General features: G+C 59.1%; 23 protein-coding genes. 11 read left to right on the top strand and 12 right to left on the bottom strand.

Annotation, left to right across the window (positions count from 1 at the left end; all coding sequences use genetic code 11):
• Positions 1-2: 2 nt before the first annotated feature.
• Genes rfbB through rfbA form a run of 3 tightly spaced genes read left to right on the top strand, consistent with a single transcriptional unit; the run spans position 3 to position 2829 of the window.
• Positions 3-1058, top strand: a complete 1056-nt coding sequence (rfbB, locus tag RlegSU303_RS06535) for a dTDP-glucose 4,6-dehydratase (protein WP_131708379.1) — start codon at positions 3-5, stop codon at positions 1056-1058.
• Between the two features lie 3 nt (positions 1059-1061).
• The gene (gene rfbD / locus RlegSU303_RS06530) at positions 1062-1949 is read left to right on the top strand and encodes a dTDP-4-dehydrorhamnose reductase (RefSeq protein ID WP_017959869.1); all 888 of its coding nucleotides are present in this window, start codon (positions 1062-1064) and stop codon (positions 1947-1949) included.
• A gap of 10 nt (positions 1950-1959) precedes the next feature.
• Positions 1960-2829 (top strand): glucose-1-phosphate thymidylyltransferase RfbA, encoded by an 870-nt coding sequence (gene rfbA, locus RlegSU303_RS06525; RefSeq protein ID WP_026158619.1) that lies wholly within the window; start codon positions 1960-1962, stop codon positions 2827-2829.
• Positions 2830-2949: 120 nt separating this feature from the next.
• Here rfbA and RlegSU303_RS06520 read toward each other — a convergent pair whose 3' ends face one another.
• The 6 genes from RlegSU303_RS06520 to RlegSU303_RS06495 form a co-directional block, all read right to left on the bottom strand.
• Positions 2950-3561 (bottom strand): riboflavin synthase, encoded by a 612-nt coding sequence (locus RlegSU303_RS06520; protein WP_026158618.1) that lies wholly within the window; start codon positions 3559-3561, stop codon positions 2950-2952.
• Positions 3561-4868 carry a bifunctional diaminohydroxyphosphoribosylaminopyrimidine deaminase/5-amino-6-(5-phosphoribosylamino)uracil reductase RibD gene (gene ribD / locus RlegSU303_RS06515; protein WP_231283591.1) on the bottom strand — a complete coding sequence of 436 codons (1308 nt, stop codon included), beginning with the start codon at positions 4866-4868 and terminating at the stop codon, positions 3561-3563. The genes RlegSU303_RS06520 and ribD overlap by 1 nt, the downstream gene beginning before the upstream one ends.
• A gap of 3 nt (positions 4869-4871) precedes the next feature.
• On the bottom strand, positions 4872-5348 hold the full coding sequence (gene nrdR, locus RlegSU303_RS06510; protein ID WP_003547190.1) for a transcriptional regulator NrdR: 477 nt from the start codon (positions 5346-5348) through the stop codon (positions 4872-4874).
• Positions 5349-5357: 9 nt separating this feature from the next.
• Complete coding sequence (gene glyA / locus RlegSU303_RS06505; RefSeq protein WP_011651299.1) at positions 5358-6656, bottom strand: serine hydroxymethyltransferase; 1299 nt, start codon at positions 6654-6656, stop codon at positions 5358-5360.
• Positions 6657-6873: 217 nt separating this feature from the next.
• Positions 6874-8175, bottom strand: coding sequence for a L,D-transpeptidase family protein (locus tag RlegSU303_RS06500; RefSeq protein ID WP_222269552.1), 1302 nt, complete (start codon positions 8173-8175; stop codon positions 6874-6876).
• 520 nt (positions 8176-8695) lie between these two features.
• Entirely contained in the window at positions 8696-8878 is a 183-nt protein-coding gene (locus tag RlegSU303_RS06495) for a hypothetical protein (protein WP_222060376.1), read from the bottom strand.
• A gap of 610 nt (positions 8879-9488) precedes the next feature.
• Between RlegSU303_RS06495 and RlegSU303_RS06490 the strand changes: the two genes are divergently transcribed.
• Complete coding sequence (locus RlegSU303_RS06490) at positions 9489-10490, top strand: DUF4062 domain-containing protein (RefSeq protein ID WP_231283590.1); 1002 nt, start codon at positions 9489-9491, stop codon at positions 10488-10490.
• Between the two features lie 354 nt (positions 10491-10844).
• Here RlegSU303_RS06490 and RlegSU303_RS06485 read toward each other — a convergent pair whose 3' ends face one another.
• Positions 10845-11063: a hypothetical protein gene (locus RlegSU303_RS06485; RefSeq protein WP_231283589.1), complete on the bottom strand. Its 219-nt coding sequence runs from the start codon at positions 11061-11063 to the stop codon at positions 10845-10847.
• A gap of 155 nt (positions 11064-11218) precedes the next feature.
• Here RlegSU303_RS06485 and RlegSU303_RS06480 point away from each other — a divergent pair, with 155 nt between their 5' ends.
• The gene (locus RlegSU303_RS06480; RefSeq protein WP_231283588.1) at positions 11219-11386 is read left to right on the top strand and encodes a hypothetical protein; all 168 of its coding nucleotides are present in this window, start codon (positions 11219-11221) and stop codon (positions 11384-11386) included.
• Positions 11387-11947: 561 nt separating this feature from the next.
• On the opposite strand, the gene RlegSU303_RS06475 is transcribed toward RlegSU303_RS06480, so the two are convergent.
• The 4 genes from RlegSU303_RS06475 to RlegSU303_RS06460 form a co-directional block, all read right to left on the bottom strand.
• Positions 11948-12862: a hypothetical protein gene (locus tag RlegSU303_RS06475; protein WP_231283587.1), complete on the bottom strand. Its 915-nt coding sequence runs from the start codon at positions 12860-12862 to the stop codon at positions 11948-11950.
• Positions 12863-12928: 66 nt separating this feature from the next.
• The gene (locus RlegSU303_RS06470; protein WP_231283586.1) at positions 12929-13264 is read right to left on the bottom strand and encodes a hypothetical protein; all 336 of its coding nucleotides are present in this window, start codon (positions 13262-13264) and stop codon (positions 12929-12931) included.
• Between the two features lie 226 nt (positions 13265-13490).
• Positions 13491-14006 (bottom strand): transcriptional regulator LdtR, encoded by a 516-nt coding sequence (gene ldtR, locus RlegSU303_RS06465; RefSeq protein ID WP_003547156.1) that lies wholly within the window; start codon positions 14004-14006, stop codon positions 13491-13493.
• Between the two features lie 128 nt (positions 14007-14134).
• Positions 14135-14572 (bottom strand): DUF6163 family protein, encoded by a 438-nt coding sequence (locus RlegSU303_RS06460; protein ID WP_025394019.1) that lies wholly within the window; start codon positions 14570-14572, stop codon positions 14135-14137.
• 233 nt (positions 14573-14805) lie between these two features.
• Between RlegSU303_RS06460 and hemB the strand changes: the two genes are divergently transcribed.
• The 6 genes from hemB to RlegSU303_RS06430 all read left to right on the top strand — a co-directional run bounded on the left by hemB (position 14806) and on the right by RlegSU303_RS06430 (position 19075).
• Positions 14806-15819, top strand: coding sequence for a porphobilinogen synthase (hemB, locus tag RlegSU303_RS06455; protein ID WP_221981211.1), 1014 nt, complete (start codon positions 14806-14808; stop codon positions 15817-15819).
• A 271-nt stretch (positions 15820-16090) separates the two neighbouring features.
• The gene (locus tag RlegSU303_RS06450) at positions 16091-16549 is read left to right on the top strand and encodes an RDD family protein (RefSeq protein WP_003547150.1); all 459 of its coding nucleotides are present in this window, start codon (positions 16091-16093) and stop codon (positions 16547-16549) included.
• A 193-nt stretch (positions 16550-16742) separates the two neighbouring features.
• Complete coding sequence (locus RlegSU303_RS06445; RefSeq protein WP_231283585.1) at positions 16743-17519, top strand: arginyltransferase; 777 nt, start codon at positions 16743-16745, stop codon at positions 17517-17519.
• Positions 17520-18407, top strand: a complete 888-nt coding sequence (locus tag RlegSU303_RS06440; protein ID WP_231283584.1) for a DMT family transporter — start codon at positions 17520-17522, stop codon at positions 18405-18407. It abuts the gene before it with no gap.
• 57 nt (positions 18408-18464) lie between these two features.
• Positions 18465-18686: an AbrB/MazE/SpoVT family DNA-binding domain-containing protein gene (locus RlegSU303_RS06435; protein WP_018070513.1), complete on the top strand. Its 222-nt coding sequence runs from the start codon at positions 18465-18467 to the stop codon at positions 18684-18686.
• Positions 18683-19075, top strand: coding sequence for a type II toxin-antitoxin system death-on-curing family toxin (locus tag RlegSU303_RS06430; RefSeq protein WP_231283583.1), 393 nt, complete (start codon positions 18683-18685; stop codon positions 19073-19075). Before RlegSU303_RS06435 ends, RlegSU303_RS06430 begins: the two co-directional genes overlap by 4 nt.
• On the opposite strand, the gene RlegSU303_RS06425 is transcribed toward RlegSU303_RS06430, so the two are convergent.
• Positions 19065-19523 carry an SRPBCC family protein gene (locus tag RlegSU303_RS06425; RefSeq protein WP_231283582.1) on the bottom strand — a complete coding sequence of 153 codons (459 nt, stop codon included), beginning with the start codon at positions 19521-19523 and terminating at the stop codon, positions 19065-19067. The genes RlegSU303_RS06430 and RlegSU303_RS06425 overlap by 11 nt on opposite strands.
• Positions 19524-19604 lie beyond the last annotated feature (81 nt).

Genomic DNA, 19604 nt, shown 5'->3' with positions numbered 1-19604 from the left:
CGATGCGCATACTGGTCACGGGCGGAGCGGGCTTCATCGGATCGGCATTGGTGCGCCATCTCGTCAGCGATATCGGCGCCGAGGTGCTGAATGTCGACGCGCTGACCTATGCCGGCAATCTGGCATCGCTGAAATCCGTCGAATCGGCGCCGAACTATCAATTCCTGCAGGCCGACATCTGCGACCGCGCCAGGATGCAGGAAGCATTCGCGTCCTTCCGCCCTGATATCGTCATGCATCTCGCAGCAGAGAGCCATGTCGACCGCTCGATCTCGGGCGCGGACGATTTCATCCAGACCAACATCGTCGGCACATTCAGCCTGCTGGATGCCGCACGGCACTATTGGGATGGGCTTGACGCTCGCCGCAAAAGCGCCTTCCGCTTTCTGCATGTCTCGACGGACGAGGTCTACGGCTCACTCGGCGACGAGGGCCTCTTCGAGGAGACGACGCCTTACGATCCGTCCTCGCCCTATTCCGCCTCCAAGGCCGCGAGCGACCATCTGGCGATCGCCTGGCACCGCACCTACGGTCTGCCCGTCGTCGTCTCCAATTGCTCCAACAACTACGGCCCGTTCCATTTCCCGGAAAAGCTCATTCCACTGATGATCCTGAACGCGCTGGAGGGCAAGCCGCTTCCGGTTTACGGCAATGGCGCAAATGTCCGCGACTGGCTCTATGTCGAAGACCACGCCCGCGCGCTCTTCACGATCGCCTCCCGGGGCCGGCTCGGCGAGAAATACAACGTCGGCGGCCGCAACGAGCGCAGGAACATCGATGTCGTTCATCGTATCTGCGCTATTCTCGACGGCGTCTACGAAGACAAGGGACCGCATGCGCGTCTGATCACCAATGTCACGGACCGCCCCGGACACGACGCACGCTATGCGATCGATGCCTCCAAACTCGAAAGCGAACTCGGCTGGAAGGCGCAAGAGACCTTCGAAACCGGCATCGAGAAGACCGTGCACTGGTACTTGGAAAACGAATGGTGGTGGAGGCCGCTGCGCGAAAACGTCTACTCCGGCGAACGCCTCGGCGTTTTCAAGGGACGATAAGCGATGCATATTGCCGTCACCGGCAAACAGGGCCAGGTCGTTCAGTCGCTGCTCAGACGGGGTGCCGAAACGGGCGTCGAAATCAGCGCGGTCGGGCGCCCGGAAATGGACCTTGCGGATCCTGCAAGCATCGCAGCCGCCTTCTCGGCTCTGCGCCCGGATGTGATCGTCTCGGCGGCTGCCTATACGGCGGTCGACAAGGCCGAGAGCGAACCCGAGCTTGCTTTTTCCGTCAACGCGGCAGGCGCCGGGGCGGTTGCCGAGGCTGCCGTGCGGATCGGGGCTCCGATCATCCACATTTCGACCGACTACGTCTTCAGCGGCGACAAGGCCTCCGCGTATTCCGAAGAGGATGCGACCGCGCCGATCTCCGTCTACGGGCGTTCGAAGCTCGCGGGCGAGAAGGCCGTCGCGGCGGCGAACCCGAACCACGTCATCTTGCGCACCGCCTGGGTCTATTCGCCCTTTGGCGCCAACTTCCTGAAAACGATGCTGCGGCTTTCCGAGACGCGCGATCATCTTCGCGTTGTCGCCGATCAGACAGGATGCCCGACCTCGGCACTCGACATCGCCGACGCGATTCTTGCGATCGCATCCCGTATCGTAGCGGACCCTGCGCCATCGCTGCGCGGCACCTTTCACCTGACTGGCAGCGGCGAGGCAAGCTGGGCGGACTTCGCCGAAGAGATATTCACGGAGCTTTCTAAATCCGGCGGCAGAAACGTCGGCGTCGAGCGCATCCCGACGGCGGACTATCCGACACCGGCGAAGCGTCCCGCCAATTCACGTCTCAACGGCGACAAGCTCGCCGGAACATATGGAATCCGGCTGCCGGAGTGGAAGCAGTCGATGAAGATTGTCATGCAGGACCTTTTGAATAAAGGTCTTTAGGGAGATGGGCATGAAGGGGATTATTCTCGCCGGCGGCACGGGCACGCGTCTGCATCCGATCACGCAGGCCGTCTCGAAACAGTTGATGCCGGTCTACGACAAGCCGATGATCTACTATCCGCTGACGACGCTGATGCTCGCCGGCATCAGGGATTTTCTGATCATCACCACGCCTCACGACGTCGAAGCCTTCAAGCGCCTTCTCGGCGACGGCTCGCAATGGGGAATTTCGCTGACCTATGCCGTACAGCCGAGCCCGGACGGCCTCGCCCAGGCCTTCATCATCGGCGCCGACTTCCTGCACGGCGAAAGCTCGGCACTCGTTCTCGGCGACAACATCTTCTACGGGCACGGACTGCCGGAAATCATGAAATCCGGCACGAGTCGTGAGGAAGGCGCGACGGTGTTCGCCTATCACGTCACCGATCCGGAACGCTATGGCGTTGTCGGCTTTGACAAAAAGATGAATGCGCTGTCGATCGAGGAGAAGCCGAAGAAGCCGAAATCGAACTGGGCGGTGACCGGCCTCTATTTCTACGACCAGCAGGTGGTCGATATCGCCGCCAACCTGAAGCCATCACCGCGCGGTGAATTGGAAATCACCGATGTCAACCGCACCTATCTCGAGCGCGGCCAGCTTTTCGTGGAGCTGATGGGCCGCGGCTATGCCTGGCTCGACACTGGCACACCGGACAGCCTGCTCGATGCCGCAGGTTTTGTCAGCACGCTGGAGAAACGCCAGGGCTTCAAGATCGCCTGCCCCGAAGAAGTCGCCTGGCGCATGGGTTACATCTCGCAGAACGACCTCGCCAAGCTCGCGGAGAAGCTCGGCAAGAGCGCCTACGGCCAGTATCTGACGAAGCTGTCCCCGGATTGGTGAGCTATCGGGCCGTCGCCGCATCGCAGACGTGCAGTTGGATGCGTCGACGAGCGCCTGATGATGTTCCGCGCCAGCATGCCTGTCGTGGTGTCACCCTGGAAACCGTTACAGGTTTTTGATTCAGGTGCTCGGAAATTCGGCCAGCCGGGCGGCATACCGCGCCATAGTGTCGACTTCGAAATTGACGAAATCGCCGGCCTTGCGATCGCCCCAGGTGGTGACCTCGAGCGTGTGGCGGATGAGCAGCACGTCGAAATCCGTGCCGTCGACCGCATTGACCGTTAGCGAGGTGCCGTCGAGTGCGATCGAACCCTTGGGGGCGACGAATTTCGCCAGATGTTCGGGCGCGCGCAAGCGGTAGCGCGTGGCATCGCCTTCTGCTGTCACCGATAGGATTTCCGCCTTGCCGTCGACATGGCCGGAAACGATGTGGCCGCCGAGTTCATCACCGATCTTCAGCGACCGTTCGAGATTGATGCGGCTGCCTTCCTGCCAGGCGCCGATCGTCGTCAGCCGCAGCGCCTCCTCCCAGGCCTCGACCTCGAACCAGCGACCGTTGCTGCCTTCCTGCGGCAGGCCGGTGACGGTGAGGCAGATGCCGGAGTGAGAGATGGATGCGCCCATATCTATGGTTGCCGGGTCGTAACTCGTCGCAACGCGGAGCTTGATGCCCTCCTTCAGCGGCGAAACGGATTCGATCGTACCGATATCGGTGACTATTCCGGTGAACATCAAAGCCCTCTTTCGTATTCGTCCAGGCGATCTTCGCCGAACATCAGCGTGCCCGCATGGGAAAAACCCGATGGTATGTCGGTTGCATCAAGCGGGGATTCAATACCGCCCTCGCCGATCACAACAGGCGCCTGATAAAGCTGGATGCGGTCGACGAGGCCAGCCTCGAGGAAAAGCCGCGCCGTCTTTGCACCGCCCTCGACCAGGAGCGAGGAAATACCGCGCGTCGCCAGTGCCGGCAACAGGACTTCCGGATGATAGGGATTGCAGTAGAGCACCTCGACGCCGGCGGCTTCGAGGGCTGCGCGGCGGGAGTCCATGTCAGCGGGTGAGGCACCCCCCTCTGCCCTGCCGGGCATCTCCCCCACAAGGGGGGAGATCGGATCGGGGTTAGCCCCTTGCCCTACGTCTTGCCTCAAGGCGAAACCATCACCATCGGAAACTGGGGAATTCGGATCGCGCCTCTTGCCGATCTCCCCCCCTGTGGGGGAGATGCCCGGCAGGGTAGAGGGGGGTAATCCCTCCGCATTCGATGACAACGGCCATACTTCCTCGCTCGCCACCACGATGACCGGCACTTCCCGCGCCGTCTCGACGAGCTTGCTGGTCAGCGGCAATGCGAGAGACGGATCGAGCACGATGCGGATCGGCGATTGCGATTCAAGACCTGGCGTCCGTACCGTCAGCAGCGGATCATCCGTAATCGCGGTGCCGATGCCGACCAGGATCGCATCGGTTTCGGCGCGCAGCGCCTGCACCTGGGCGCGGGCCTCCGCGCCTGTTATCGCCACCTGCCCTGCTCCCTCGCGGCCGATCATGCCATCGGCGGAAACGGCAAGCTTGAGAGTCACATAGGGCCGGTTCTTCGTCTGGCGGGTGAGGTAGGCGGCAATCGAGTGCCGGCCCTCCGCCTCCAGCACGCCGGTAGCCACCTCTATGCCGGCTTCGCGCAGCATGGCGATACCGCGGCCCGAGACCCGCGGATCCGGATCGGTGACGCTGATGACGACGCGGGCGACGCCATAGGCGATCAGTGCTTCGGCGCAGGGCGGCGTCTTGCCGTGATGCGAGCAGGGTTCGAGTGTCACATAGGCGGTGGCGCCACGGGCGAGCGCGCCGGCTTCGGCGAGCGCCTGCGTCTCGGCATGCGGGCGGCCACTGAGCGCCGTTACCGCACGGCCGACGATGACGCCATCCCTGACGATCAGGCAGCCGACGGAGGGGTTGGTGGCGGTGCGGCCGAGATGCCAGCGCGACAGGCGGATCGCCGCCGCCATGAAACGTTCGTCATGCAGCGTGATGCTCATGGCTCACCTGTCCAGCGGGTCGCGAGCGATCTTGGCGTTGATTTCGGAAATGACCTTCTCGAAATCCTCGGCAAGCGAGAAATCCCGATAGACCGAGGCGTAGCGCACGAAGCCGACATCATCGAGGCTCTTCATGGCTTCCAGCACCTGCAGGCCGATCTGTTCGGAGGAGATTTCTGTCTCGCCGGAGCTTTCAAGACGCCGGACGATGCCCGAGACGGCGCGTTCGATGCGGTCGCGCTCGACCGGGCGCTTGCGCAGCGCCACTTCGAAGGAGCGCACCAGCTTGTCGCGGTCGAAGGGCACCTTGCGGCCGGTCTTCTTGATGACCATCAGCTCGCGCAGCTGCACACGCTCAAACGTGGTGAAGCGGCCGCCGCAATCCGGGCAGATGCGCCGCCGGCGGATGGACGTGTTGTCCTCCGCCGGGCGCGAATCCTTGACCTGGGTATCTTCCGAACCGCAATAGGGGCAGCGCATCCCTACTCCTTATCCCATGTAGCCGTACATGGGGAAGCGGTCGGTGAGGCTGACCACCTTGCCGCGCACGGCGGCTTCGACGGCGGCGTTGCCTTCATCGGAATTGGCGACCTTCAGGCCGTCGAGAACCTCGACGATCAGATTGCCGATCTCGCGGAATTCCGCTTCCTTGAAGCCGCGGGTCGTGCCGGCCGGAGCGCCGAGGCGCACACCCGAGGTAACGAAGGGCTTTTCCGGATCGAAGGGGATGCCGTTCTTGTTGCAGGTGACATAGGCGCGGCCGAGGGCTGCCTCGGCGCGCTTGCCGGTGGCATTCTTCTTGCGCAGGTCGACCAGCATCAGGTGGTTGTCGGTACCGCCGGAGACGACGTCGAGGCCGCCCGATATCAGCGTTTCGGCAAGCGCCTTGGCGTTCTTGACCACCTGGGCGGCATAATCCTTGAATTCCGGCTGCAGCGCCTCGCCGAAGGCCACAGCCTTGGCGGCGATGATGTGCATCAGCGGGCCGCCCTGCAGACCGGGGAAGACAGCCGAATTGAACTTCTTCGCCAGATCCTCGTCATTGGTGAGGATGACGCCGCCGCGCGGGCCGCGCAACGACTTGTGGGTCGTCGTCGTCGCGACATGGCAATGCGGGAACGGCGACGGATGAACGCCACCGGCGACAAGGCCGGCGATGTGGGCCATGTCGACCATCAGATAGGCGCCGACGCTGTCGGCGATCTCGCGGAAGCGCTTCCAGTCCCAGATACGAGAATAGGCAGTGCCGCCGGCGATGATGAGCTTCGGCTTGGTTTCCTCGGCCTTGCGGGCGACTTCATCCATGTCGAGCAGGTTGTCGCCTTCGCGCACGCCGTAGGAGACGACGTTGAACCACTTGCCGGACATGTTGACCGGCGAACCATGCGTGAGGTGGCCGCCGGAGTTCAGGTCGAGCCCCATGAAGGTATCGCCGGGCTGCAGCAGCGCCAGGAACACGGCCTGGTTCATCTGCGAACCGGAATTCGGCTGGACGTTGGCGAAATTGACGCCGAACAGCTTCTTGGCGCGCTCGATCGCCAGTTCCTCGGCGATATCGACGAACTGGCAGCCGCCGTAATAACGCTTGCCGGGATAACCCTCGGCATATTTGTTGGTCATGATGGAGCCCTGGGCTTCCAGCACGGCGCGGGAGACGATGTTCTCAGAAGCGATCAGTTCGATCTCGTGCCGTTGGCGACCGAGTTCCTTTCCGATCGCGCCGAAAATGTCCGGATCGACGTCCGCAAGCGAGCGATTGAAGAAGGATTCGGTGGAAGCATTGGTCATGGGCGGGCTCCTCAACTGGAATGCGCTGAGGTATTAGCCTTCCGCCGTGGCGAGAGCAATACGAAGAACGACATTTGCTGAGCAAAGCGCGCGCTCACGCTCTTTTGCGGTCGCTCCGTGCCGATCTTTGGCGGCCATCTCAAGAACCGCTTCTCCGACATAAAAAAACCGCGCCCGAAAAAGCGCGGTTTTCAAATTGCGATGCAGAGGTCGCCGCTTACTGGACCGGCTGTTCCATGCCAGCTGTGGTGTCGAGCGCCAGCTCCGCATTGCCGTCCATCTGATAGATGTCGTCGCGGAACTGGACGATGCCGTCGGGCATGCCCCAGGCAGAGATATAGACGAAATAGACCGGAACTTCCGCGGCGAGTTTGATCGGTGTGTTGACGCCGGTTGCGATCACTTGCTCCATCTGCTGGCGGTTCCAGCCGGGCGTTTCGCGCAGCAGCCAGTTCGTCAGGTCGCGCACGTTCTGAACGCGGACGCAGCCCGACGACTCGAAGCGCATCAGCTTGTTGAACAGGCCCTGCTGCGGCGTGTCGTGCATGTACTCGCCGTTCTTGTTGTAGAAGTTGATCTTCGTCGACGCCATGGCGTTGGTCTTGCCGGGGTCCTGACGGAACATCAGGTTGGGCGCCTCGCCGTTCCAGTCGATGGTCTCGGGGGCGACTTCATTGCCCTTGCCGTCGAGCAGACGGATGGCATTCTTTTCGAGATAGGTCGGATCCTTGCGCATCAGCGGCATGATGTCCTTCTCGACGATCGAGCGTGGTGCCGTCCAGTAAGGATTGAGGATGACCTCGTAGATCTTCGAATTGACGAGATGCGTCGGGCGGCTGAGACGGCCGACAACCGCTGTGTGGCGCGTCGCGACGCTGCCGTCTTCAACAGCCTCCACATAGGCGGCCGGGATGTTGACCATCAGGTGACGGCGGCCCAAGTCTTCAGGGAAGGTCTGCAGACGGACGACATTGGTGTTCAGCTGCTGCAGGCGGACATCGGCGGGGATGTTCATCGCCTTCAGCGTGAATTCGCCGAGAACGCCATCGGCTGGCAGGCCGTGGCGCGCCTGGAAGCGCTTGACGGCGCCGTCGACATAGGAATCGAAGGCGTTGGACAGGCCGGCCTCGCGCGGCAGATCGCCGGTGATCGCGAGACGCTGGCGCAGCGCCTGGACGGCGGGAGAGCTTACGCCGAGCTGCAGACGCTGATCACCGGGATTGACCTCAGGCCAGCCGCCGGCTGCGGCGATCTGCTGATACTGCATGATCGCCTGCTGGGCGCTTGCGACCGATTGGGGCCCGAGGATCGGCGTGTTGGAAACCATGGCGGTCGCCGTGCGCGACGCCGCCTTGGCGTCAAATTGGTCGTCCCAGTTTCCGCGGCGCGGCGCATTGATCAGCGTATCGAGCGCCGATTGCGCGAATGCCGGCGCGGCAATCGCGCTGGCGCCAACCGTTGCCGCGGACGCAAGGAAAGCGCGGCGCGAGAGAGCTTCAATTCCGTTTTTCTTCGACATAGTCCCAACCACTGACTGCGGCGATAAAGAGATGCCGCGGCTCTTTGCGATATCACTGCGCTTTAACGCAGATCCCAGTCCATTCGTTGTCCCGGCGCATCAAAAAATTCCGCTTGCCCCATCACAAGATTGCGATGTGACAGCCTGAGCATTCCTGATCGGTCCATTGAAAGCGCCGGTTGTTAAGCCTTCCGCTGCCACACCAATATGGCCAATTCGTGTTGCCAGGCCCGAAGACGGACTTGCCGACTGCCGGAAACAGGACGCAACGAACCATATGACGGGGTAAAGCGTGCCGGTTAATAACGGCTAAAAAACGGCTTGAAAACACGCGAGAACGCTTGGCCCGCCCTGCGTTGCAAAGATGCCACGCGAGAGCAAACGGCAAATCGGACGTGCAGGGACACGTCCGATTTTCTGCAACCCTGGAAGCAATGGGGATGATGAACGAGCGGGACGCGCCCCCTCTGGCCGTTGCTCCTCACGACCGCTCAATCACAATCCCCACTCTTGCGGGGATCTATTTTTCAATGGAGGCGGTCGCCTTTGGCCCATGGAGCCAATCGACCACCTGCGTCCCACCGAAATAGCTAGCTCCGCCGATCGCCACAAGGATGCAGAAAAGAACGGCGATGGGAAACCTGCCAACAGCGGAGGCTTTCAGTTTGCCATATTCGATTGTCAGGAGGTCTTTGTCGTTCATCGGCGCACTTCTCCATAAAAAAAGAAAAGCCGCCTGCTACTGCTACGCATAGACCACAAACTTTTGATGCCGTAAAGGGCTGAGCGCCAGCCGACCTGTTAACGTTTAACGTTTGTTCACGTTTTCCCGACGTTTTGGATGGCCTGTATTTGATACAACCAGTTGAATCCGGATGTATTTCAGGCCGAATTGGGAAGATAGCGCCTTTATGACGTTTACCCGTCATTCGCCTCCCTTTTCTGATGGGATCGAGGGCTATTCGACCTTTTCCCTAGCGGCGACAATCTCAGCCGTTGCCGCGTAATGACAGCGTAGCTACCTTTCAGAGTGTGGCTCCATTTCCAACACCCTGAGACCACTTCGTGGATTTGCATTCAATTTCGTCTAAAGTGATTTTTAGTACATCAACGCTGTACCGGCGTGGCTCGTCATCCCTGTGCTTTCACTTATTTTGCGCCCATGCTTTCCGACTAAATCGCAGGTCGACAGCGCACAGGCGCCGCCGACTCTTCAAGCTGAATCAGGTTGTGGATTTCGGCAACTAAAAGTTATACCCAGTGTCTGGCGCAGGATATACTTAGGTTTAGTGCGGCTCGATTGGAAAACCACCATGGATGTGAAGTATCAGATATTCGTCAGCTCAACCTTTGAAGACCTTCAGGATGAGCGGCGGGCGGTTATCGCTGCAATCCTTGCTATGGGGCACATTCCCGTAGGGATGGAAGCTTTCAATGCCAGCGATGAAGACCAATGGACGAATATCAAGCGCCGCATTGACAAGGCCGATTACTACGTCGTCATAGTGGCCGAACGGTATGGGGCCGAGAAAGACGGCAAAAGTTACACCCAGATGGAATACGAATATGCGGTGGGGCAAGGAGTCCCCGTTGCGGCGTTCCTGCTGAAGGGAGAAGCACGTCGCTCATGGCCGAACCATAAGGTTGAGCATTCAAAGGCTGAGAAGGTCGAGACATTCAGAAAGCTTTGTCAAACGAAGATGGTGAGCTTCTGGACATCGGCCGGGGACCTATCGGGCGCCGTTGTGTTGTCGCTAACCGAACTCATCCAGCTTAAGCCGCGCGTGGGTTGGGTCCGGTCAGATTCCGTTCCAAGCTCGAATGTCTTGAATGAGCTGGCTACCCTGTCAGAAGAAAAGAGGCAGCTTCAGGCTCAAATCGATAAACTGAACGCCTCTACTGAACTGACGATTCCAGTCGATGTAAAATATCGCATTAGCCAGATGCAAATGACGGCAGTTGGCTCGTTCATAGATGGCTTTGACGTCGAGGACGATATTCCAGACTTGCTGGAGGTATTCCTGAACCTCAACAACCTTCTCTCGCGCGGCGCAGAAAGCTGGGAGATCCAACAGCGACTGGCCGAGCATTACCCGCAGATGCAAGACGGTTATACCGCGGTCGAAGGTCTGTCAGCAGAGTTAGCCGCCCACAAACTGCTAGAGGTCTCCCGACATGCATCGAAGAACGGGCACACAAAGGTTTATACGCTGACGGACTACGGAAAAGATTTTGCCATGTACGCGGTACACTCGGCGGTCAACGACCACATCTCAAGCAATCCAGAGCCTAGAACGGGAAACGATCGGCAATAAAAAACCCGCCGAAGCGGGTTTCTATACGGCTGTTGGCCGATGCAGAGAGGGGACGAAACTGCTCGTCCAACTAGTGCCGATTGAGAATGCTGTCATCAAAGCAAGGCCGATAACATGTTTTAGTCGGGTCACAAGTCCAGTAGTTTTTGCTGATCCGTTAGTCTCGTAGTTTATTTTGTTAGTTTTCATATCTTTGTCTCCAATAAGTTTAGTGGCACACCCGAGTAGGCATGTCATTATGAGAAAAGACACTAGGAACGCGCAGGGAGTCGCACCCATTACTGCCAATGAAGCTGGAAGCCACGATCTACTATCGTGACCAAGAAGTTTCAAGCCGAAAGCTCCCGTTTCTCTTTAGTCTTTCAAGGCGTAGTATATATGCCACAGTGGATTGGTGCGCGTCTCCTTCCCTCCCAAGCAGGTATCCCGCTTGATTTGCTGGCTCAGGTCAGGCCCGAGGTATTCGGCGCACATCCCCAGCTGCGACGCGTAGTGGTAGTTTTCCAGCCTGGCTAATGCGCCCCCCATCCAGACGTTCAGAGCCAGCGACAGCACCAACAAGACAGTTCGCATAATCTTTCTCCCCCAGCGTCCTGCCACCATGGCCGATTCTTGAGGCTTCCGCAGCCTATGCGCCGCTATACCCCGACGCGCCCTTCTGCACCCTCAAGTATACTTTGACGGATTCCCCCAACCGTGATTCAGCCGCATCCAGCAGGAGCAACATCATGGCGGCCTTTAAACCAAACCATCTTCAGGAGGATATCGAGGAACAGTTTGAGATTCCGCCGCGTATGACGGCGAACCGCGCCAAGGACTTCAAACGTCCTTGCGAAAAATGTGAATTGGCAGAATGCCGCTGCATCGGCTGGAAAGCCTTTGACGTGGTTATTTGAAAGCGAGGTGATCCTTCATCTCCTCTTGCGGGGCTGACGTAAACCGTCCCGTTCTTCCAGGATGCCTGAAAACCTTTCACTACCACGCCGACCAAGGGCCATTACGGCAATGGGTCGACAGGCTCTCATGCGCCGGGCCGCATGTAAAAATGCCCGACCAATCCCGTCCCGCATCCTCCCGGCGATCGGCGGTTCGCTGGCCCTGCACGCGAATGTGCGGGGCCTTTTTTATGGAGCATCATCATGTTTATTGAACTCTAAATATGTCCAATGAGGCCCATCCCCCGCTTTTCGACGCTTACATCGATCGGCAAGGCAATCTCTACGGCATGTCGCCCGTGCCAAGGGTCAGCTGGAAGATATGATGCAAGTCGTGCTAGAGAACGGGCCGCGATGGCTGATCACCGACCAAAAAGGCGCGATTGCGTTTGTGATGAAAATGGACTCAGTCGACGAGTGCCACCTCTATCAGGAGATTGCCACCGCCTCCGGACCCATATGCCCGTGCTACTGTATGACCTGAACTAAGCCCCAGCGATGGGGCTTTTTCGTTCACGGACCTTATTCAACACGCCTAGCCGAATAGATCTCTACCCGATATTCCATATCATCAAGTTGCTTTGCTACGTCGTTGGCCGCTTTGAGGTTAGCCTCGCTGTAAGCCACCGTGTAAAGGATGCTGCCTTCATCCTCTTCCGCTGCTGCATAGGAATCGAAATACGTCCGCATAATCCGTTGTCCATCTTCATAGAGCTGGCGACTGGATTGGAGTTTCGCGATAACCATTATCCCGATTTCGTCCTGCGCGATGCGAAGTGCAGGTCGACGATGAGGTTCAAACCGTCTTGCGGCTTTGAAAGCCGGACGCATCAGAGCTTCAGCTACAGAAATAGGATTATCTGCTCGTTCTAGCAACGCTAGACGGGCATTGAAGCTCGCCATCTGGTCCTGCAGAACCTTCTCACCCGGTGTTGCACTCTCTTCAAACTTCACCATACCGCGTGTGCGCGTGACAGGGTTGTCAACCTTGAAGTCGTCCGCGAACGTCGCCTCCAAAGACTCCTTCAGAGCAACTTTTGCCGCTTCGAGCGCCTGCGGTGTCGCCACTGAGAATGTGATGTGGCGGAAAAGCTTTATGTCAAAAGGTATCGGGTCGCCGACACGGCACATATGGATAATGGCCTTGTTGACAACGTGGCGGACACCAATCTCGTAGAATACGTTAGGGTTCAGGGTCGTGATGTCCGCGATGACCAATTCGGCATCAAGCAACTGTTCGATGATCTGAATGTCAATCAGTCCAGGCGCCGGCATCTTGTCTGCACGGATGATCTTGTAGTCCGAATAGTGTGCCGCAAAGACGGGCCTGATTATACCTTCGAGCAACCAGTCGGCGTGAATGCGTTCCGGACTACCGTTCTCCCCAATAGGACTTACGACGAAACAAACCGGCTGCTTAACTTTCGGCGGTGCCATTGCATTTCTCCCAGCGACACCAACCAACTAGCGGTTTTGGAATTGCCTTTCAACTTGCAGAAGAAGTTATCCGCACCCGGCGCTTCGCGCCCCACCCGCTCCACCCTTACGGGGGCGCAAGCAGGCAGAGACGGTTTCGCTTGCGCCGAGATGTTCGCGCTCCCGGTCAACCATGGACGCGATGATATAAGTCGCTATCGCGTTGATTATACCATCCCGCAGCGCCGGGTACATGTCGTCGAGTGTCCTCGCGAGAAGAGTAGCAGGTGTTACGTCGCCCAGAACGCTTATGATTCCCGAGATCGCTGCTAACCCAACAGCAGCCACACCAAGGCTTGCCGCCTTGACACCCTTCACCAAAGAAATTTCGGTTCTGATCAGATCGGCAATGACTTCTTTCATATGTCCAAGCTCGCAGCGGGAGCTGGAGCGTGGCTGGCACACATAGCAGAAAGCGCATCGCGGAGGGAAAGCCGCTATGCGCTCAAGGTGCCGATTGGAGGTCGGATTTACTGGCGCGCAAGTGGCGCGCAAACGAGCGCCACCTTGTGCCATCTAGTGCCCCTTTACGCATCTACGCGCCAGTTAGAGCATTCTAATATCGATATTGAAACAACCAAGTAACGCCTTAGAGACGGTAAAGGATTTGGTCGTTCCAGAAGCGATCCAGGCGCTGGAGCAGCTTGTTCATCTGGGTGAACTCGTCGGTGCCGATGCCGCCGACCTTGTCGATCGAGGCGATGTGGCGTTCGTAGAGCTTGGCCACCGTTTCGGCGATGTCCTGGCCGGTTTCGGTCAGGCTGATGCGGACCGAGCGGCGGTCGATGCGCGAGCGCTGGTGGTTGATGAAGCCGAGATCGACCAGCTTCTTGACGTTGTAGGAGACGTTGGAGCCGAGATAGTAGCCACGCGAGCGCAGCTCGCCGGCGGTCAGCTCGGAATTGCCGATGTTGAAAAGGAGCAGCGCCTGGATGGCGTTGACGTCGCTGCGACCCTGGCGGTCGAATTCGTCCTTGATGACGTCGAGAAGACGACGGTGCAGACGTTCAACGAGATGAAGGGATTCCATGTAAAGATCACGGATGTCGTGGTCCTGCTGGTCACGGAAGGTCGATACCGCCTGCGGCTTGATTTTCGTGTTCATATTGACTGCCTCACTGTTTGTTTAGCGGTGTGTTTTCTTCCCGCCTTGAGTGAGACCCTATCGAATACATATAAAATTCGACTTAAACCGCAGGCTTAACGGAGCCTTACCGGTAACTCCACGTTGTCTCAGGGTAAATCAACACTTACCTGGCGGCGATGCCGGCGCTTTTCCAGCCAGAGCAGCAGGCGGAAAATCAAGTAGACCACCGCGACGATGACATGCAGCAGGATGATCAGCTGGTTGGGGCCGAAAATATCCGGCAGCAGGCCATACATGAGGATTTGTCCGCCGGCGGCCAGCACCCAGATGACCGGCCCCCAGGAGACGGTGAGCCAGAGGCCGAGGGAGGCGACGGGGAAGAGCACGGCAAGGCTGGTGCTCGCCACCTTCCATGGCAGGCTCAAAAGATCGAAGCGGCCGGCGCCGACCAGCGAATAGCCGACGAGCATCGCCCAATATTGCAGGCCGAACCAGAAGCAGGATAAGGCAACCAGCCTCAGGAAGAGAATGAAGAGGATATCCGCCAGTGTGCGTTTCGGTATCGTCGGGGATTCGGTTTCCATAGCGCAGACATCGGTTTGGGGTTGCATCTTCATAAAGAACGCCGCGTGTCTGACAAGACGCGCTGGAGAACGCTTTATCACTTTGAGTTTGCGCATACCCCCGAAAAATCGATTCCGATTATCGGCATCATGCGCCAGAGGTTCTTCCGCCGCGGCCAATCGTCCGGTTTGGATTTTCCAGGCGCCATGATAATGAGCGCTCCGATAAATGGAATGGGCCAGGGACAGATATCATGCAGGATAGGACTCATCTCGTCGACGACATCACCGGCCATCGCCGCATGCGGCGCAACCGCAAGGCGGATTGGACGCGCCGGCTGGTGCAGGAGAACCGGCTGACCGTCGACGACCTGATCTGGCCGATCTTCATCGTGCCGGGTTCCGGCATCGTCGATCCGATCGCTGCCATGCCCGGCGTCAACCGGATGAGCATCGACAAGGCCGTCGAAGCCGCGCGGGAAGCGGCCGGCCTCGGCATTCCGGCGCTTGCCACCTTTCCGAATATAGAGATGGAGCTGCGCGACGAGACCGGCTCGAACAGCCTCGAAGCCAATAACCTGATCAATCAGGCGACGGCGGCGATCAAGAAGGCGGTGCCAAATATCGGCATCATCACCGACGTCGCGCTCGATCCCTTCACCAGCCACGGCCATGACGGCATTCTCAGAGGCGGCGAGATCGTCAACGACGAAACGGTCGACCAGGTGGCGCGCGCCGCCGTGATGCAGGCGGATGCCGGCGCCGACATCATCGCGCCGTCGGAGATGATGGACGGACGCATCGGCGCGATCCGCATGGCGCTCGATGCGGCCGGCCACCAGAGCGTCGGCATCATGAGCTATGCGACGAAATTTGCCTCTGCCTTCTACGGTCCCTATCGCGAGGCGATCTCGACGGGCGGGCTGCTGAAAGGCGACAAGAAGACCTATTATATCGACCCCGCCAACGGCACTGAGGCAATCCGCGACGCGGCCCTCGACGTCGAGGAAGGCGCCGACATGCTGATGGTCAAGCCCGGCCTGCCCTATCTCGACATCTGCTGGCGGATGAAGGAAGCCTTTGGCCTGCCGACCTTCGCCTACCAGGTGTCCGGCGAATATACGCAGATCAAGGCGGCGGCGATGAACGGCTGGATCGACGGCGAGCGGGCGATGCTCGAAACGCTGCTGTCGTTCAAGCGGGCGGGATGCGACGGTGTCCTCACCTATTTCGCGGTCGAAGTGGCGAAAATTCTTGCAAAGCGGTGACTGCATAATTCCTTAAATCGGAATCGATTTAAGGATTAAATTATGCAGCGATTCAAAGTGCTACAGCGTCCTTTGCGCATCTCAAAAGACGCGCGGCGCTGTAGTGCATGATGCCGAAAAGTGTCCGCGGTTTTCGGACGACATCATGCTCCATTTCTTTGATTTAGATGCGGATGGTTCCGGCCTAAAACCATCCGCATTTGGGGCAGATTATTGCATTTTGCCCTGCCGATACCATATCAGCGGCATCGTTTTTCCGCAGGAGATTGAGATGAGCTACAACCCCAATCCGCTTTATGCCGCACCGGAGGACTGGCGCGCCTATAGCGGCGTGTTGAGCCGCCGGGTCTTCGCCTTCATCCTCGACTACGTCATCGTGGCGCTGCTCTGCATTCCCGCGGCGATCGTGCTGTTCTTCCTGTCGATCGTCACGCTGGGGCTCGGCTTCTTTCTCTACCCTGCCCTCTTCGTCATCGTCGCCGGCATTTACTTTGGCCTGACGGTGGGCGGGCCGAGCCAGGCCTCGCTCGGTATGCGGGCCATGGGGATCGCAATCGTGCGCGTCGACGGACGGCCGATGGATTTCATGACAGCGATCGTGCATCTGGCTCTGTTCTGGATCCTCAACTCGGTGCTGACGCCGCTCATTCTGCTTGCCGGCCTGTTCATCGAACGCAGCCGTCTCGTTCACGACCTGCTTGTGGGCACGGCGACGGTGCGCACGGCCTGAGACCCTAACTGCGAACCCGGGCGGAGACCAAATAAAGTCTCCGCCTTCCCTTTGCCGGCACGCCCCAGCGCTCCATATCTAAAATTAGAAGACTGATATGAAGGGCGAAACGCGCCCCGCTGTTGACGTTTTTTATTCTTAGGTCATGCTGTCAGGAAACGGCACGGTCTCGACAAGGAAATTTCCGCGACAAATGAATACGCAGACGACGCCATCACCGCAGTTTTATCTGACGGCTCCGGCTGCGTGTCCGTACCTGCCGCATGAGATGGAGCGCAAGGTATTCACCCATCTGGTCGGCCCGCGCGCCGCCGAGATGAACGACATCCTGACGCAGGGCGGTTTCCGCCGCTCGCAGAACATCGCCTATCGCCCGGCCTGTGAATCCTGTCGCGCCTGCGTTTCCGTGAGAATTCTCGCCCAGGAATTCGAGCCGACGAAATCGATGAAGCGGGTGCTTGGCGCCAATTCCGACGTCATCGCCACCGAATTCGCAGCCCAGCCTTCCAGCGAGCAATATTCGCTCTTCCGACGCTATCTCGATTTTCGCCACCAGCAGGGCGGCATGTCCGACATGACCGTGCTCGACTATGCAATCATGGTGGAAGATACGCATGTGAATACAAGAATCATCGAATATCGCCTGCGTGAGGAAGGCTCAGGACTGGAGCAGCGCCCGAAAGGCGAACTGCTTGGCGCTGCGCTGACCGACACGATGAGCGATGGGCTGTCGATGGTTTATTCCTATTTCAATCCGGCGCTTGAGCGGCGTTCGCTCGGCACCTTCATGATTCTCGATCATGTCAGGCGCACCAAAGCGTTGGGACTGCCGCATGTCTACCTCGGCTACTGGGTTCAAGGGTCGCGGAAAATGGACTACAAGACGCGCTTCCAGCCGCAGGAGCATCTGACCCCGCGCGGGTGGGAACGCTTCGATCCCTCGTCCATGCCCGAGAGCACCCACGACTGAATGTTCCCCAACGCTCTTTCCGATCATCGGAAGGGCCTGCTGCTGACGGCGATCGGCGGGCTGGCGCTATCCGTGGATATCCCGCTCATGCGGCTCGCCCACGGCGAGCTCTGGTCGATTCTTGCCGCAAGAAGCATCGCCACCCTTGGCGTGACGCTCCTGGTCGCCACAGTGCTCAGGATCGCCAACGGCCGATGGCCACTGCTGGTGCCGGGCTGGCCGGGCGTCGTCACCGGTCTGCTCTACGGACTGACGACGGTGATCTTCCTTCTCGCCGTTTTTAACACGTCTACGGCCAATGTTGTTTTCATCGTCGCCTTCAATCCGATGTTCGCCGCGCTTCTTTCCTGGATTTTCCTCAAGGAGCGGCCGGCGCTGGCAACGCTGATCGCCATGGCCGCGATGATCTTCGGCGTCGGCCTGATCGTGCGGGACGGGCTTTCAGGCGGCCATCTCTTCGGCGATATCATGGCGCTGCTTACCGCCTTCATCATTGCCGTCGCCATCACCATCAGCCGCGCATCCCGCCGGGAGATGGGCTTCGTCTCGCTGCTTTCGACGGTGCTGCCGGCAGCGGTCGGCCTGATCTCGGTCATGCCGGCAGGCGGTTTTTCGATCGAGCATCCGGCCTGGATCCTCTTTAACGGCGCGGTGATGATGCCGCTTGCCTTCTGGTGTCTGGCGACCGGGCCGCGTTACCTCTCGGCGCCGGAGGTCGGCATGTTCTACCTGCTCGAAACCGTGCTTGCGCCGATCTGGGTCTGGCTGATCTTTGCGGAAACGCCGGCGCCGATGACGCTGGTCGGCGGCGGCATCCTGGTGACGGCGATCGCAGCGCATTCCGTCTGGATGGTGCGGAGGAAAAGCATCAGGCAAATGGCAGGATAGGGCGTTGTCGCCTGCACGGCCTCATGTTATAACTTCGTTATTACAGAGGACAAAATGATGAACGTCACAATCCGCAAGATCGGAAATTCCGAGGGTGTTATCATCCCCAAAGAGGTGCTGCAGCGGTTGGGCCTGAGCAGCGGCGACAGCCTCGAACTGCGAGAGATCGAGGGTAATATTCAGCTCGTACCAGAATCGGCCGATCTTGCCGAGCAAATGCGGGCAGCCCGCATCGGCATGGAAAAATATCGGGTGGCGCTCCGCGAACTCGCGAAATGATACGGCTTAAATGGCTAAGCCGCCAGGCGATTGAAAATATGCATGATGAGCAGATCGCCGAGCATGGCGGTCTGTCTGGCCTGCGGGATGCCAATGCATTGGAAACCAGTTTGGCACGCCCGCTCGACAAGGCTGCATACGGCGAAACCGATATCTTCATATTCGCTGCAGCCTATCTCTACGCCATTGCTAGAAACCACCCATTCGTGGATGGAAACAAACGTACCGGTTATCTCGCGGCGTTTACGTTTCTCTACATCAACCGCTACGTCATCAATGCCGATAACGCGCAGGTCATTGCATTTGTGCTCGACGTAGCCGCCGGCGAGATCGACGAAGAAGGTGCAACCCGCTTCCTGCGGGATTTCAGCATACCCCTCAGCCCGTAGCCTTGAACTGCTGCTGCTCTAATTCCCTGCCAAGACCTTCGACCACATGCGCCCAGCCTTGCCGGGTCTTTTCCTCGTGTTCGGCCCATTCGGCGCACATTTCATGGGTCAGCGTCAAACGGCTGCCGCCGCCAAGAGGCTCAATGTTGATCTCGACGCGGTCGCAATTGTGATCGTGCTCCTCGACGGAGAAGCTGAAGACCATGCGCTGCGGACGCTTCAATTCCAGGTAAACGCCCTGATGAAAGGCGTCGCCGGTCGGGCGGCGGTCGACGACGAAGAAACGGCCGCCGACACGCGGATCGATATCGGCACGGATGACATGACCGTCATCGGTCGCAAACAGGAAGCGGCGGGCGATTTCGGGGTTGAGCCAGGCGTCGTAGACGACGGCGGGCGGCACTTTGTAGGTGTGGCTGACATGCAATTTGATGGTGCTGGCGGGCATCGATTTTCCTCCGTTAAGGGCGCGCGCACTTTCCCCAAGCGCACGGGCCTCGGCCATTCCGTCCGCCTTCGGAGCTGGCCT

Source organism: Rhizobium sp. SU303 (genome assembly GCF_021052345.1).
GTDB lineage: Bacteria > Pseudomonadota > Alphaproteobacteria > Rhizobiales > Rhizobiaceae > Rhizobium > Rhizobium laguerreae.
This window is presented reverse-complemented; position numbering and strand designations above follow the sequence as displayed.